Raw genomic sequence first — 14,399 nt, forward strand, 5'->3', positions numbered from 1 at the left:
TGTAAGGTTGGCCCTGCTTATTTCATAATGCGCGCTTATTGGATCCCCTCGATGGGTCCGCGCGCCCCTCAGAGGTAAGTCGATTCCCATGAACCGCACCGGCCGCGCCCTTTCACTGGGCTGCCTGTTGCTCCTTCAGCCCCTGCTCGCGCTCGCACAAGCAGGCGGTAACTCGTTGTTAATCCCAGCGATGGGTCGCTGCACCCTCAATACCCAGCCGCAAGACCTGGCCCAGGCACTTGCCGCCTGCCAGAAAGCGTCGGATGAAGGGGATGCTCAAGCGCAATACGAGTTGGGTGAGTTCTACTACGACGGTAAAAACGCGCCACGCGATCTCAATAAAGCCTTGAGCTACTTCGAAAAGGCCTCGCTGCAAGGCCACGCCCAGGCCCAATTCAAACTCGGTACCATGTTCTTTCATGGCGAAGGCGTACCGGCCAATAACATTCAGGCGTATATCGTGCTGAAGATGGCCGCGGTCAACGGCGCGGAAGAAGCGCTCGACACCGCCGACGAAGTCGCCGAACAAATGCCCCGCCAGGAACTGGAAGTCGCCACCCAGGTGCTGGGGCAAATTTTCCGTAAATACCTGATGGAATTGCAGAGCGCCGATGGGCGTACGCCGTTCGCGCCGCTTCCCTGATTTCTGTATTGATCTGTCTGACCCCTTCGCGAGCAAGCCCGCTCCCACATTCAATCTCTTCACTGGAGATCCATTGTGGGAGCGGGCTTGCTCGCGAAGGGGGCGACTCGGTCTTGAGGCCTACTTCTCAGGCATCGGCACCGGAAACGGCATCACATTGCCGACCGTGCCGCGGGCTTCGCTGATTTTCGGTGTGCCCAGGCGCTCGACCTCGTCGATGCGCACGATCGAATGCATCGGCACGAAACTGCGCACGACCCCTTCGAACTGGGCCTTGAGCTTCTCTTCGCTCGGGTCGACGACTACCTGTGTGCGCTCGCCAAAGACGAACTCTTCCACTTCCAGGAAGCCCCACAGATCGCTCTGATAGATCTGCTTGGCGTACATTTCGAACACCTGGCCCTGGTTGAGGAAAATCACCTTGTAGATTGGAGCTTCACGTTTGGTCATGGCAGGCGAAACACATCGGGGATAAAAATGAGGGCGCGAACTATAGCATAGCCGCCGGACGCGCAGCGGTAGGAACCTGAGTGCATGTTCCCTATAATGCGCGGTTCTTTGAATCACGTGATGACCCTGTCCATGGCCAAGAAGCTTTACATCGAAACCCACGGTTGCCAGATGAACGAGTACGACAGCTCGCGCATGGTCGATCTGCTGGGCGAACACCAGGCCCTGGAAGTCACCGCGCGCGCTGAAGACGCCGACGTGATTCTGCTCAACACCTGCTCGATCCGCGAGCGCGCCCAGGACCGCGTCTATTCCCAGCTGGGCCGCTGGCGCGAACTGAAGCTGGCCAACCCGGACATGGTGATCGCCGTCGGTGGCTGCGTGGCCAGCCAGGAAGGCGCCGCCATTCGCGATCGCGCGCCGTACGTCGACGTGGTGTTCGGCCCGCAGACGCTGCACCGCCTGCCGGAAATGATCGACGCCGCACGCATCAGCAAGCTGCCGCAAGTCGACGTCTCGTTCCCCGAAATCGAAAAATTCGACCATTTGCCCGAGCCGCGCATCGACGGCCCGAGCGCCTACGTGTCGGTGATGGAAGGTTGCAGCAAATACTGCACGTTCTGCGTGGTGCCCTACACCCGCGGTGAAGAGGTCAGCCGGCCGTTCGACGACGTGATTGCCGAAATCATTCACCTGGCCGAACACGGCGTACGCGAAGTGACGCTGCTCGGGCAGAACGTCAACGGCTATCGCGGCAAGACCCACGACGGTCGCCTGGCGGATCTGGCCGAACTGATCCGCGTGGTCGCCGCGGTCGATGGCATCGACCGCATCCGCTACACCACCTCGCACCCGCTGGAATTCTCCGACAGCCTGATCCAGGCCCACGCCGACGTGCCGGAACTGGTGAAACACCTGCACCTGCCGGTGCAATCGGGCTCGGACCGAATCCTCGCGGCGATGAAACGCAACCACACGGCGCTGGAATACAAATCCAAACTGCGCAAGCTACGCGCCGCCGTGCCGGGAATCTGCATCAGTTCGGACTTCATCGTCGGCTTCCCCGGCGAGACTGAAAAAGACTTCGAACAGACCATGAAGCTGATCCAGGACGTCGGCTTCGACTTCTCCTACTCCTTCGTCTACAGCCAGCGCCCGGGTACACCCGCCGCCGACCTGGCCGATGAGACGCCGGAAGAGCTGAAGAAAGAGCGCCTCAACGCCCTGCAACATCGCCTGAACCAGCAAGGTTTCGAGATCAGCCGACAGATGGTCGGTTCGATTCAGCGGATTCTTGTAACCGATTATTCCAAGAAAGACCCCGGCGAGCTGCAAGGCCGGACCGAGAATAACCGTATCGTCAACTTCCGCTGCGACAATCCGACCCTCATCGGCCAGTTCGCGGACGTGCACATCGACGCCGCACAGCCACACTCGCTGCGGGGCTCGCTGATTCAATAACACCGAAGATCCCTGTGGGAGCGGGCTTGCTCGCGAAGACGGCGTGTCAGTCGACATTAACGGCGCTGACAGACCGCATTCGCGAGCAAGCCCGCTCTCACAGGTACAGCGCCAGAGGCGAGAATCGGGTTGCCTTATTTAAGAGCTTTCGCACCCGCGCCACTGGCGCTATCCTTGAATCATTCCAATTGCCCCAGGGCGGCTAAATACGACCTTGAACGCACCCATCGAACCACATCGTTTCATCCTCGAGCCCTTTGAGGCTCGCCGCTTCGCCAATCTGTGCGGGCAATTCGACGAGCATTTGCGCTTGATCGAACAGCGCCTGACCATCGAGATCCGCAACCGCGGAAACCAGTTCGAGCTGATCGGCGAGCCAAAACACACCACCTCCGCGGAAAATCTCCTGCGCCGCCTGTACCGGGAAACCAAGGGTACCGAGCTGTCACCGGACTTGGTGCACCTGTTCCTGCAGGAATCCGCCGTCGAAGAGCTGGATAACCACTCGCCTGCCGAAGCCTCCGTCGCCCTGCGCACCAAGAAAGGCATGATTCGCCCTCGCGGCTTGAATCAATTGCGCTATGTGAAGGAAATCCTCGGTAACGACATCAACTTCGGCATTGGCCCGGCCGGTACCGGCAAGACCTACCTGGCCGTCGCCTGTGCGGTAGATGCGCTGGAACGCGAGCAGATCCGCCGCATCCTGCTGGTGCGCCCGGCGGTCGAAGCGGGTGAAAAACTCGGCTTCCTGCCGGGTGACCTGTCGCAGAAAATCGACCCGTACCTGCGCCCGCTCTACGACGCGCTGTATGAAATGCTCGGTTTCGAATACGTCGCCAAGCTGATCGAGCGCCAGGTGATCGAAGTCGCGCCACTGGCCTACATGCGTGGCCGGACGCTGAACAACAGCTTCATCATCCTCGACGAAAGCCAGAACACCACGGTCGAACAGATGAAAATGTTCCTGACCCGGATCGGCTTCGGCTCCACGGCCGTCATCACCGGTGACATCACCCAGGTCGACCTGCCTCGCGGCACCAAGTCCGGGCTGCACCATGTGATCGAAGTCTTGAAGGATGTGCCGGGCATCAGCTTCACCCACTTCCAGCCCAAGGACGTTGTGCGCCATCCATTGGTGCAGCGGATTGTCGAAGCCTACGAGCGCTTCGAAACCAAAGCGGCCGATGATGCCGCCGCCAGGGACAGCCGACGCGATGCTTGAGCTTGACCTGCAAATCGCGACCCAAGCGCCCGCCCCCAGCGAAGCCGAGTTCCGCCAATGGTGCGAACTGGCCCTGCGCCAGCGCACCGCAGACTCGGAAATGACCATTCGCCTGGTCGACGAAGCCGAAGGCCGCGAACTGAACAACACCTGGCGGCACAAGGATTACGCCACCAACGTCCTGTCGTTCCCCGCCGATGTGCCGGACGAGTTTCTCGACATCCCGCTGCTGGGCGACCTGGTGATCTGCGTGGCGGTGGTCGAGCGCGAAGCCACCGAGCAGGGCAAGGAACTCAAGGCCCACTGGGCGCACCTGGTGATCCACGGCTGCTTGCATCTGCTTGGTTACGACCATATTGAAGATGACGAAGCCGAAGAGATGGAAGCACTGGAACGAACGTTGCTTGCAGAACTGGGCTATCGCGATCCGTACGCGGACGACGAAATCGAAGTACCCCCTACCGAAACAACAAAGGATTCAGAGTAATCGCTATGAGCGAAGATCGATCGAGCAACGGGCAGAAGTCTTGGCTGGGTAAGCTCACCCAGGCTTTTGCCCACGAGCCGAAGAACCGCCAGGAGCTGCTGGAGCTGCTGCGCGATGCACACCAGAACAAACTGCTGGACAGCGAAGCGCTGGCCATCGTCGAAGGCGCTATCCAGGTGGCCGACCTGCAGGTACGGGACATCATGGTCCCGCGCTCGCAGATGGTCAGCATCAAGGCGACCCAGACACCTCGCGAGTTCCTGCCTGCCGTGGTCGATTCGGCCCACTCCCGCTACCCGGTGATCGGCGAAAGCCACGATGACGTGATGGGCGTGTTGCTGGCCAAGGACTTGCTGCCGTTGATCCTCAGGGAGAACGGCGACAGTTTCAACATCAAGGACCTGCTGCGCCCGGCCACGTTCGTGCCGGAGTCCAAGCGCCTGAACGTACTGCTGCGTGAGTTCCGCGCCAACCACAACCACATGGCCATCGTCATTGACGAATACGGCGGCGTGGCGGGCCTGGTGACCATCGAAGACGTGCTGGAACAGATCGTCGGCGACATCGAAGACGAGCACGACGTCGAAGAAGACAGCTACATCAAGCCACTGCCCAGCGGCGACTTCCTGATCAAGGCCCTGACGCCGATCGAGAACTTCAACGAGTTCTTCGACAGCGAATTTTCCGACGACGAATTCGACACCGTGGGCGGCCTGGTGATGAGCGCGTTCGGGCACTTGCCAAAACGCAACGAAATCACTGAAATCGGCGCCTATCGCTTCCGCATCCTGAACGCCGACAGTCGGCGGATTCACTTGCTGCGACTGACACCTATCGCCCGGTAAAACCTAAGGATTGAAATGCGCTGGACAACCCGCCCCGGCTGGCCCGGTAACCTGCTGGCCGTGGCGGCCGGTGCAATCACCACCCTGGCCCTGGCGCCGTTCGATATCTGGCCACTGGCACTGCTGGCGGTCGGGCTGTTCTATGCCGGCTTGCGCGAACTGAATCCACGCCAGGCCCTGGGGCGTGGCTGGTGTTTCGGCTTCGGCCTGTTTGGCGCCGGCACCAGTTGGATCTACTACAGCATTCATCACTTCGGTGGCGCGTCGGTGCTGCTGGCCGGCTTCCTGATGCTGATCTTCACGGCGGCGATTGCCTGGTTCTTCGCCCTGCCCGCCTGGATTTGGGCGCGCTGGTTGCGGCGCAATGAAGCACCACTGGCAGACACCCTGGCCTTCGCGGCGCTGTGGGTCGGCCAGGAAGCGTTTCGTGGCTGGTTCCTGACCGGTTTCCCATGGCTCTACTCTGGCTACAGCCAGCTTGACGGCCCCCTGGCCGGCCTCGCGCCGGTTGGCGGAATGTGGCTGATATCCTTCACCCTGGCCCTGACGGCTGCATTGATCTACAACGCCGTGCGCCTGGTGCGCACGGGACGCAAAGGCTTCATCGCCGTGGGCGTTGTGCTGCTGGCAGGCCCGTGGGTGGCCGGCCTGGCGCTCAAGCACCACGCCTGGACCAGCCCGTCGGGCGCCCCCCTGAGTGTCGCGGCGCTCCAGGGCAACATCGAACAGAGCATGAAGTGGGATCCGGCGCAGCTCAACGCGCAATTGGAGCTGTACCGCGACATGAGCTTCAGTTCGAAACGGGTCGACTTGCTGATCTGGCCGGAAACCGCGGTCCCGGTGCTCAAGGAATCTGCCCAGGGCTACCTGGACATGATGGGGAAATTCGCCGCCGAGCGCGATTCAGCCATGATCACCGGCGTACCGATCCGCGAAGTCGTCCACCAGCAGAAGCGTTTCTACAACGGAATTACCGTGGTGGGCGAAGGCGACGGCACCTACCTCAAACAAAAGCTGGTGCCGTTTGGCGAATACGTGCCGTTGCAGGATGTGCTGCGCGGCTTGATTGCATTCTTCGACCTGCCCATGTCGGACTTTGCCCGCGGCCCTTCCGACCAGGCCATGTTGCAAGCCAAGGGTTACCAGATTGCGCCGTTCATCTGCTACGAAGTGGTGTACCCGGAGTTCGCCGCCGGCCTTGCCGCGCAAAGCGACCTGCTGCTGACCATCAGCAACGACACCTGGTTCGGCACCTCCATCGGCCCGCTGCAGCACTTGCAGATGGCGCAGATGCGCGCGCTCGAGGCGGGCCGCTGGATGATCCGCGCGACCAACAATGGCGTGACCGGCCTGATCAACCCGTTTGGCCAGATCACCACGCAGATCCCGCAGTTCGAACGCGGCATCCTGTACGGCGAAGTGGTGCCAATGCACAACCTCACACCGTACCTGCAATGGCGGTCGTGGCCATTGATCATTGTTTGTGTGCTGTTGTTTGGCTGGGCGTTGATTGCCAGCCGGATGGCCAAGACCGTCTGAAGATTTGTGTCGCCTGCAAAAGATCGCAGCCTGCGGCAGCTCCTACAGGGGATTGCATTCCAATTGTAGGAGCTGCCGAAGGCTGCGATCTTTTGCTTTTCAGCGGTAGAAAAGCCTATAAGCGACCTGCCCCGCCGCCTCATTCAACAACTGCCCGCTGCGCCAGATGGCCTTTAATTCCGGCATCCAGCCGCCCAGCGGCTCGGCGTTGTCCACGCTCAGGAATCCGACTGGTGCCGGCACCACTTCAAACCCGGCCTTCTGGAAACTCCAGACCGCACGCGGCATGTGCCAGGCCTGGGTGACCACCACCACGCGCTTGATGCCCTCAGGCAACAGGACTTCGGCGCTGAATGTCGCGTTTTCCCAGGTGGTTCGGCTTTGCCCTTCCTGCCACCGCACAGCCACGCCAAAATCATCGCGCATTGAGTCAGCCATCATTTTGGCTTCGGTGGGCGGCGAGCCGTAATGCAAGCCACCACTGGTCAGGATCGGCAAGCCCGAGGCCTTTGCCAGGCGAGCGGCATAGCGTTCTCGCTCCAGGGCCATTCCGGTGGGTTGATCACTGCCCCAGGCCAGGTCACCCCGTTCGCGCCCGGCCCCAAGCACCACGATCGCATCGGCACGCTGGGCCAGGGTTGCCCACTCGTCGCGAGGCAAAGGGGCTTCACGCTCAAGGAGCCCGGCGCCCCATTGCACCATCACCGGCAGGCTCATCAACCAGAACCCGCCCACGCCCAGCGCAAAACACCATCCGGCAAGGCGCGGTCTTGAGCGGCGCCACCACCAGGCGAGCACCAGCAACAGGATAAGGACGCCGGGCGGCATCAGAAGGTGTTTCACGAAATAGCGAAAAGGCATCGGGCATCTCCTTAAAGATGCCCGAAGCCTAAGTGGGTTGACGCAATGCGACAATAAATACGGAAGGACTATGCTTCAAAAAACCGTGGAGCATGGCTCTATGCCTTACTTGAACTGCAGGGACCGGACCTTTACCGCGTCTCTGCCAGGTATTTTGTCCTTGAGCCAGATGATCTTGGCCGAACGTGGTGCATCGAGTTGCTTCACTGCTTCAGACAAGCATCCCTGCGTTTCACGCTCACTGCGATCGAGGTACGCCTTGACCAGTGCAAACTCTGCGGGGCTCAAGCCACGCAACTCCAGTTCCAAAGGGCGTTCATCGCGCAGCCGACCAGCTGTTTTGGCTGCATCAAGGGCCATGCCCAAACGATCGATCAGTCTTTCGTACAACTCCGGTTTTGTAGCTTTTTGCCGTGACTCAACCATCCCTCACCTCATTGGAAGATAAGACCTACTCCCCATTTAGAGCTTAGCTTCCATCGACAAACCGGCTGGACGCCGCGACCAACGGCCCTCGCAGCGGTTTTTGCGAGACGCGCGGCAGTAATCAGGGTTTCCCTCGATAGAGTGCGGTCATGTATGCTACGGCGCTTCCTGTAACTCCACTTCCAGCTCCTCTGGACACCGAAACGCCGAATTGGCGCACTCACCGTCCAAGGTCGCATTGAAGAGGATTAGGCCACCCCTATTCAGTTCAAAAGTAGCCATGCACGAACAATATCAGCCCCGTGAAATCGAAGCCGCCGCCCAGTCGTTCTGGGACGAGCAAAAGTCCTTTGAAGTCAGTGAACAGCCAGGCAAGGAGACCTACTACTGCCTGTCGATGTTCCCTTACCCCAGCGGCAAGCTACACATGGGGCACGTGCGCAACTACACCATCGGCGACGTGATCTCCCGCTACCAGCGCATGCTCGGCAAGAACGTCCTGCAACCCATGGGGTGGGACGCCTTCGGCATGCCGGCGGAAAACGCCGCGATGAAGAACAACGTAGCGCCCGCCAAGTGGACCTACGAGAACATCGCCTACATGAAGACCCAGCTGCGCAGCCTGGGCCTGGCGGTGGACTGGTCGCGCGAAGTGACCACCTGCAAGCCCGATTACTACCGCTGGGAACAATGGCTGTTCACTCGCCTGTTCGAAAAAGGTGTGATCTACAAGAAAAGCGGCACCGTGAACTGGGACCCGGTCGACCAGACCGTCCTGGCCAACGAGCAGGTGATCGACGGTCGCGGCTGGCGTTCCGGCGCGCTGATCGAAAAGCGCGAAATCCCGATGTACTACTTCAAGATCACCGCCTACGCGGATGAGCTGCTGGAGAGCCTCGACGAACTGACTGGCTGGCCTGAACAGGTCAAGACCATGCAGCGCAACTGGATCGGCAAATCCCGCGGCATGGAAGTGCAGTTCCCGTACAACGTCGACTCCATCGGCGAAGCCGGTGCACTGAAAGTCTTCACCACCCGTCCGGATACCCTGATGGGCGCGACCTATGTCGCCGTGGCTGCCGAGCATCACCTGGCCGCCCTCGCCGCCAAAAACAACCCGGAGTTGCAAGCGTTCATCGCCGAATGCAAGGGCGGTAGCGTCGCCGAAGCCGACGTCGCCACCCAGGAGAAAAAAGGCCTGCCGACCGGCCTGTTCGTCGAGCACCCTTTGACCGGCGAAAAACTGCCGGTATGGGTCGCCAACTACGTGCTGATGCACTACGGCGACGGCGCGGTGATGGCTGTTCCGGCCCACGACGAACGCGATTTCGAGTTCGCCCACAAGTACAACCTGCCGGTCAAATCCGTGGTGCGCACAAGCGCAGGTGACACCAACCCGGCGCCATGGCAAGACGCCTACGGTGAGTACGGCACGCTGATCAATTCCGGCGAGTTCGACGGCCTGGACTTCGCGGGTGCCTTCGACGCCATCGAAGTGGCGCTGATCAAGAAAGAACTGGGCGCCTCGCGCACCCAGTTCCGCCTGCGCGACTGGGGCATCAGCCGTCAGCGCTACTGGGGCTGCCCGATCCCGATCATCCACTGCAATACTTGCGGTGACGTGCCGGTGCCGGAAGATCAATTGCCTGTCGTGCTGCCGGAAGACGTCGTACCCGATGGCGCCGGTTCGCCACTGGCGCGCATGCCCGAGTTCTACGAGTGCAGCTGCCCGAAATGCGGCCAGCCTGCCAAGCGTGAAACCGACACCATGGACACCTTCGTCGAGTCCTCGTGGTACTACGCCCGCTACGCCTCGCCGCACTATGAAGGTGGCCTGGTAGAGAAATCGGCGGCCGACCACTGGTTGCCGGTGGACCAGTACATCGGCGGTATCGAACACGCGATCCTGCACCTGCTCTACGCGCGCTTCTTCCACAAGCTGATGCGCGACGAAGGCCTGGTGAGCTCCAACGAGCCGTTCAAGAACCTGCTGACCCAGGGCATGGTGATCGCCGAGACTTACTACCGTCGCGAAGCCAACGGTGCCTACACCTGGTTCAACCCGGCGGACGTCGAGCTCGAACGCGACAGCAAGGCCAAGGTCATCAGCGCCAAGCTGATCGCCGACGGTCTGCCGGTGGAAATCGGTGGCACCGAGAAGATGGCCAAGTCGAAGAACAACGGCGTTGACCCACAGTCGATGATCGACCAGTTCGGCGCCGACACCTGCCGTCTGTTCATGATGTTCGCCTCGCCACCTGACATGAGCGCGGAATGGTCCGACTCCGGGGTCGAAGGTTCGCACCGCTTCCTCAAGCGCGTCTGGCGCCTGGCTCAAACGCACGTCACCCAGGGCCTGCCGGGCAAACTGGACGTCGCCAGCCTGAACGACGAGCAGAAAGCCATTCGCCGTTCGATCCACCAGGCCATCAAGCAGGCCAGCCACGACGTCGGCCAGAACCACAAATTCAACACCGCCATCGCCCAGGTGATGACGCTGATGAACGTGCTGGAAAAAGCCGCACAAGGCACCGAACAGGACCGTGCGCTGGTTCAGGAAGGCCTGGAAACCGTGACCCTGCTGCTGGCGCCGATCACCCCGCACATCAGCCACGAGCTGTGGCATCGCCTGGGTCACGCCGACCCGGTGATCGACGCCGCCTGGCCGGTGCTGAACGAAAGCGCCCTGGTGCAGGACAGCCTGACGCTGGTCATCCAGGTCAACGGCAAGCTGCGCGGCCAGATAGAAATGCCCGCCAGCGCCAGTCGCGAAGACGTCGAAGCCGCCGCCCGGGCCAACGAGAACGTGCTGCGTTTCGTCGATGGTCTGACCATTCGCAAAGTGATCGTGGTGCCCGGAAAACTGGTCAACATCGTCGCCAGCTAATTGGATCAGGCGCCTGGCCATGCCAGGCGCCGAATAAAACCTTTCGGGCCGCTTGATTGGCCCACATGGTTTCAAGGGGAGCAACACAATGATCAAACGCAACTTGCTGGTGATAGGCCTCGCAGTCCTGTTGAGCGCCTGTGGCTTCCAGCTACGTGGCACCGGCACCACCGAACTGGCGATCAAGGAACTCGACCTGAGCGCCCGCGACGCCTACGGCGAAACCGTGACACAACTGCGCCAGTCGCTGGTCAGCAGCGGCGTCAACGTCTACACCGGCGCCCCCTACAAACTCATCCTGACTGACCAGCAGGAATCCCAGCGCATCCTCAGCTACGCAGGCGCCGGTCGTACGGGCGAATATCAACTGAGCACGGTGCTCAGCTATGACATTCGCGGCCAGGGCAATCTGCCCCTGCTGAGCGACAAACTCGAAGTGCAGAAGGTGTTCATCCATGACGGCAACAACCTGGTAGGTTCCGACCAGGAAGCCAGCGATGCCCGCAGGGAAATGCGTCGCGAGCTGGTTCAACGCATGATGTTGCGCCTGCAGCAATTCACCCCGGCCCAGCTGGACCAGTTGCAGCAAACGGCGGCAGCCAAGGCCAAGGCGGAAGCCGCGGCGCTGGAAGCAGCGCAGAAGGCTGAAGCGGAAACACCGCGCCAGTCTCCCATCGAACTGCCTCGGCAGTAAGCCTTACGGGGCGCCCCGGCGCCCCGTTTGCCCCCTCTTATGAAGCTCGCCCCTGCCCAACTCGCCAAACACCTGCAAGGCGCCCTCGCGCCGGTCTACGTCGTCAGTGGCGATGACCCCTTGCTGTGCCAGGAAGCCGCCGACGCCATCCGCACGGCCGCGCGCCAACAAGGCTTCGACGAACGCCAGGTGTTCGCCGCCGACGCCAGTTTCGACTGGGGAACCTTGCTGCAAGCCGGCGCCAGCATGTCGCTGTTCGCTGAAAAACGCCTGCTGGAATTGCGCCTGCCTTCCGGAAAACCCGGCGATAAAGGTGCTGCCGCGCTCATTGAGTACTGCTCGCGACCAGCGGAAGACACGCTGCTGTTGATCAGCCTGCCGAAGCTTGATGGCAGCGCGCAGAAAACCAAATGGGGCAAGGCGCTGGTCGAAGGCCAACAGACCCAGTTCGTGCAGATCTGGCCGGTGGATGCCAACCAGTTGCCCAGCTGGATCCGTCAGCGCCTGTCCCAGGCCGGGCTGTCCGCCAGCCAGGACGCCGTCGAGTTGATCGCCGCCCGGGTCGAGGGCAACTTGTTGGCCGCCGCCCAGGAAATCGAAAAGCTCAAGCTGATGGCCGAAGGCGGCCAGATCACCATCGAAACCGTACAGGCCGCGGTGGCCGACAGTGCACGCTTTGACGTTTTCGGCCTGACCGATGCCATTCTCAATGGCGAAGCCGCCCACGCGCTGCGGATGCTCGAAGGGCTTCGCGGTGAAGGCGTCGAGCCCCCGGTGATTCTCTGGGCCCTGGCCCGGGAACTGCGGCTGCTGGCCAACATTTCGTTGCAGTACAGCCAGGGCACGCCACTGGACAAGGCCTTCAGCCAGGCCAGACCGCCGGTCTGGGACAAGCGCAAACCACTGATGAGCAAGGCCCTGCAACGCTATTCGGCGCAACGCTGGGCGCAATTGCTGCTCGAAGCCCAGCGCATTGACGCGCAGATCAAGGGCCAGGCGGCGGGTTCGCCGTGGATGAGCTTGAGTCGCCTGACGTTGTTGATGGCTGGGCAGCGATTGGCGTTGCCTGCTGAATAAAATCAAAAGATCGCAGCCTCAAAAAACACACATGCATTTGCGCTATAGACAGCCGCCCAACTTCGGCCGATGATTTGCCCCGCAAAAACCCCTCACTTGCGAGCGCCCATCATGAGCAAAAAGCCGTCCAAACGCGGCCCCAACAAGGCCAAATCCATCATCGCCCAGCCATTGTTCCGCAGCCGACAGGAACGAGCCGGCAAGGGTAAAGGCAGCTACCGCCGCGAAGCCTTCCAGTCTGACAACTGGGAGGCTTCTTACTTTCTGGCGGCCTGAAAGGCAAGCAACCGCTCAACATGTTAAGGTCTATACCTGATTCGTTTTCCCTGGACCCGTGCATGCCCCTTTGTCTTTCCCGTCGTTGGCAGTTTCGCCAATTGATCGCTGCCTCCAGCCTCATCTTGCTAGTCGCCTGCGCGGAAAAACCCACCGCCGCCGACGCCCAGCCGATTCAGACTCTGCCTGTCGCCACCGCCCCGGCGGTCATTCCACCCGTGGTTCCAACCGGTGAAAATCTCGACATCCAGCCAACCCAGACCTTCGCCGAATGGCAGGCGGGTTTTCGCAAGGACGCCCTGGCCGCCGGCATCCGTGCCGACCTGTTCGACCGCGCCTTCGCCAATGTCAGCGTTGACCCGAGCGTGATCCGCGCCGACCGCAGCCAACCGGAATTCGCAAAACCGGTGTGGGAATACCTCGATGGCGCCCTGTCGCCGCTGCGGGTTCGCAAAGGCCAGGCATTGGTCGAGCAGTACGCCGGCATCCTGCAAAGTATCGAACAGCGCTACGGCGTCGACCGCCAGGCACTGGTCGCGGTATGGGGCATGGAAAGCAACTTCGGCCAGTTCCAGGGCAGCAAGTCGGTGATCAACTCACTGGCCACCCTCGCCTACGAAGGCCGCCGCCCCGGTTTCGCCCACGCGCAATTGATCGCCGCCCTGCAGATCCTCCAGCAAGGCGATATCGAACCCGAGAAAATGCTGGGCTCCTGGGCGGGCGCCATGGGCCAGACCCAGTTCATCCCGACCACCTACAACACCCACGCCGTGGACTTCGATGGCGACGGTCGACGCGATATCTGGGGCAGCGCCACCGACGCCCTGGCGTCGACCGCCCACTACCTGCAAAGCTCCGGCTGGCAAAAAGGCCAGCCGTGGGGCTTTGAAGTGCAGCTGCCGGGCAGTTTCAACTACATCCTCGCCGATGGCTCGATTCGCAAGAGCGTCGCCGAATGGCGGCAACTGGGCGTGGTGCTGCCCAACGGCGGCCAGTTCCCGGCTGGCTCCGAGCAACTGTCCGCGGCGCTACTGTTGCCGGCAGGCTATCGCGGCCCAGCCTTCCTGGTGCTCGACAACTTCCGCGCGATTCTCAAGTACAACAACTCGTCGTCCTACGCCCTGGCGGTGAGCCTGTTGGCTGAGCGCTTCAATGGCGCCGGGTTGATCAGCGGCACCTGGCCCAAGGATGACCTGCCCCTGAGCCGTACCGAGCGGATCGAACTGCAGAACCTGCTGAGTGCGCAGAACTACGACGCGGGCACTGCCGACGGCATCATCGGTGCCAATACCCGCAAGGCGATCCGCAGCGCCCAGCAGTCGTTTGGCTGGCCGGCGGATGGTTATCCGACGCACAAGTTGCTGGAAGGATTGCGTAGCCGCTGAAGGCTTTACCCACTGTTGTAGGAGCGAGCTTGCTCCGGGCGGCGTTCCGACGATGGACTCAAGGGCGCCGCGTTTAGCCAGTAAACACGCGTTATCGTTGACGTCCATCGCGAGCAAGCTCGCTCCTACACGGGGGGGGGGGGGGG

Annotated in this window: 14 protein-coding genes; 11 read left to right on the forward strand and 3 right to left on the reverse strand. The window is 61.4% G+C overall.

All coding sequences use genetic code 11. The features are described 5' to 3' along the window. The first annotated feature begins 88 nt into the window (after positions 1 to 88). Positions 89 to 643 carry a tetratricopeptide repeat protein gene (locus SOP95_RS22280; protein WP_274074470.1) on the forward strand — a complete coding sequence of 185 codons (555 nt, stop codon included), beginning with the start codon at positions 89 to 91 and terminating at the stop codon, positions 641 to 643. Between the two features lie 120 nt (positions 644 to 763). On the opposite strand, the gene SOP95_RS22285 is transcribed toward SOP95_RS22280, so the two are convergent. Continuing rightward, entirely contained in the window at positions 764 to 1,093 is a 330-nt protein-coding gene (locus SOP95_RS22285; RefSeq protein WP_008066015.1) for a DUF1820 family protein, read from the reverse strand. A 132-nt stretch (positions 1,094 to 1,225) separates the two neighbouring features. On the opposite strand from SOP95_RS22285, the gene miaB reads away from it, so the two are divergent. The 5 genes from miaB (at position 1,226) to lnt (ending at position 6,647) form a co-directional block, all read left to right on the forward strand. Continuing rightward, a complete protein-coding gene (miaB, locus tag SOP95_RS22290; protein ID WP_274074603.1) occupies positions 1,226 to 2,554 on the forward strand; it encodes a tRNA (N6-isopentenyl adenosine(37)-C2)-methylthiotransferase MiaB in 1,329 nt (442 codons plus the stop codon). A gap of 214 nt (positions 2,555 to 2,768) precedes the next feature. Continuing rightward, complete coding sequence (locus SOP95_RS22295) at positions 2,769 to 3,776, forward strand: PhoH family protein (protein WP_274074469.1); 1,008 nt, start codon at positions 2,769 to 2,771, stop codon at positions 3,774 to 3,776. After that, positions 3,769 to 4,263, forward strand: a complete 495-nt coding sequence (ybeY, locus tag SOP95_RS22300; RefSeq protein WP_274074468.1) for an rRNA maturation RNase YbeY — start codon at positions 3,769 to 3,771, stop codon at positions 4,261 to 4,263. The genes SOP95_RS22295 and ybeY overlap by 8 nt, the downstream gene beginning before the upstream one ends. Before the next feature lie 5 nt (positions 4,264 to 4,268). After that, the gene (locus SOP95_RS22305; protein WP_046815833.1) at positions 4,269 to 5,108 is read left to right on the forward strand and encodes an HlyC/CorC family transporter; all 840 of its coding nucleotides are present in this window, start codon (positions 4,269 to 4,271) and stop codon (positions 5,106 to 5,108) included. A gap of 15 nt (positions 5,109 to 5,123) precedes the next feature. After that, positions 5,124 to 6,647, forward strand: a complete 1,524-nt coding sequence (lnt, locus tag SOP95_RS22310) for an apolipoprotein N-acyltransferase (RefSeq protein WP_274074467.1) — start codon at positions 5,124 to 5,126, stop codon at positions 6,645 to 6,647. A 99-nt stretch (positions 6,648 to 6,746) separates the two neighbouring features. On the opposite strand, the gene SOP95_RS22315 is transcribed toward lnt, so the two are convergent. Together SOP95_RS22315 and SOP95_RS22320 are read right to left on the reverse strand one after the other, a co-directional pair. Continuing rightward, complete coding sequence (locus SOP95_RS22315) at positions 6,747 to 7,508, reverse strand: YdcF family protein (protein WP_323608336.1); 762 nt, start codon at positions 7,506 to 7,508, stop codon at positions 6,747 to 6,749. 105 nt (positions 7,509 to 7,613) lie between these two features. Beyond that, positions 7,614 to 7,934, reverse strand: coding sequence for a hypothetical protein (locus tag SOP95_RS22320; RefSeq protein ID WP_274074465.1), 321 nt, complete (start codon positions 7,932 to 7,934; stop codon positions 7,614 to 7,616). Between the two features lie 280 nt (positions 7,935 to 8,214). Here SOP95_RS22320 and leuS point away from each other — a divergent pair, with 280 nt between their 5' ends. The 5 genes from leuS (at position 8,215) to SOP95_RS22345 (ending at position 14,253) form a co-directional block, all read left to right on the forward strand. Continuing rightward, on the forward strand, positions 8,215 to 10,821 hold the full coding sequence (gene leuS, locus SOP95_RS22325) for a leucine--tRNA ligase (protein WP_323608338.1): 2,607 nt from the start codon (positions 8,215 to 8,217) through the stop codon (positions 10,819 to 10,821). Positions 10,822 to 10,909: 88 nt separating this feature from the next. Then, positions 10,910 to 11,515, forward strand: coding sequence for an LPS-assembly lipoprotein LptE (locus tag SOP95_RS22330; RefSeq protein ID WP_274074463.1), 606 nt, complete (start codon positions 10,910 to 10,912; stop codon positions 11,513 to 11,515). Positions 11,516 to 11,554: 39 nt separating this feature from the next. Next, on the forward strand, positions 11,555 to 12,592 hold the full coding sequence (holA, locus tag SOP95_RS22335; protein WP_274074462.1) for a DNA polymerase III subunit delta: 1,038 nt from the start codon (positions 11,555 to 11,557) through the stop codon (positions 12,590 to 12,592). A gap of 111 nt (positions 12,593 to 12,703) precedes the next feature. Then, on the forward strand, positions 12,704 to 12,868 hold the full coding sequence (gene arfA / locus SOP95_RS22340) for an alternative ribosome rescue factor ArfA (protein WP_056855798.1): 165 nt from the start codon (positions 12,704 to 12,706) through the stop codon (positions 12,866 to 12,868). A 62-nt stretch (positions 12,869 to 12,930) separates the two neighbouring features. Next, positions 12,931 to 14,253 (forward strand): lytic murein transglycosylase, encoded by a 1,323-nt coding sequence (locus SOP95_RS22345; protein ID WP_274074461.1) that lies wholly within the window; start codon positions 12,931 to 12,933, stop codon positions 14,251 to 14,253. The last annotated feature ends 146 nt before the right edge of the window (positions 14,254 to 14,399 follow it).

This window comes from Pseudomonas sp. YuFO8 (genome assembly GCF_035065025.1).
Classification (GTDB): Bacteria; Pseudomonadota; Gammaproteobacteria; order Pseudomonadales; family Pseudomonadaceae; genus Aquipseudomonas; species Aquipseudomonas putida_AE.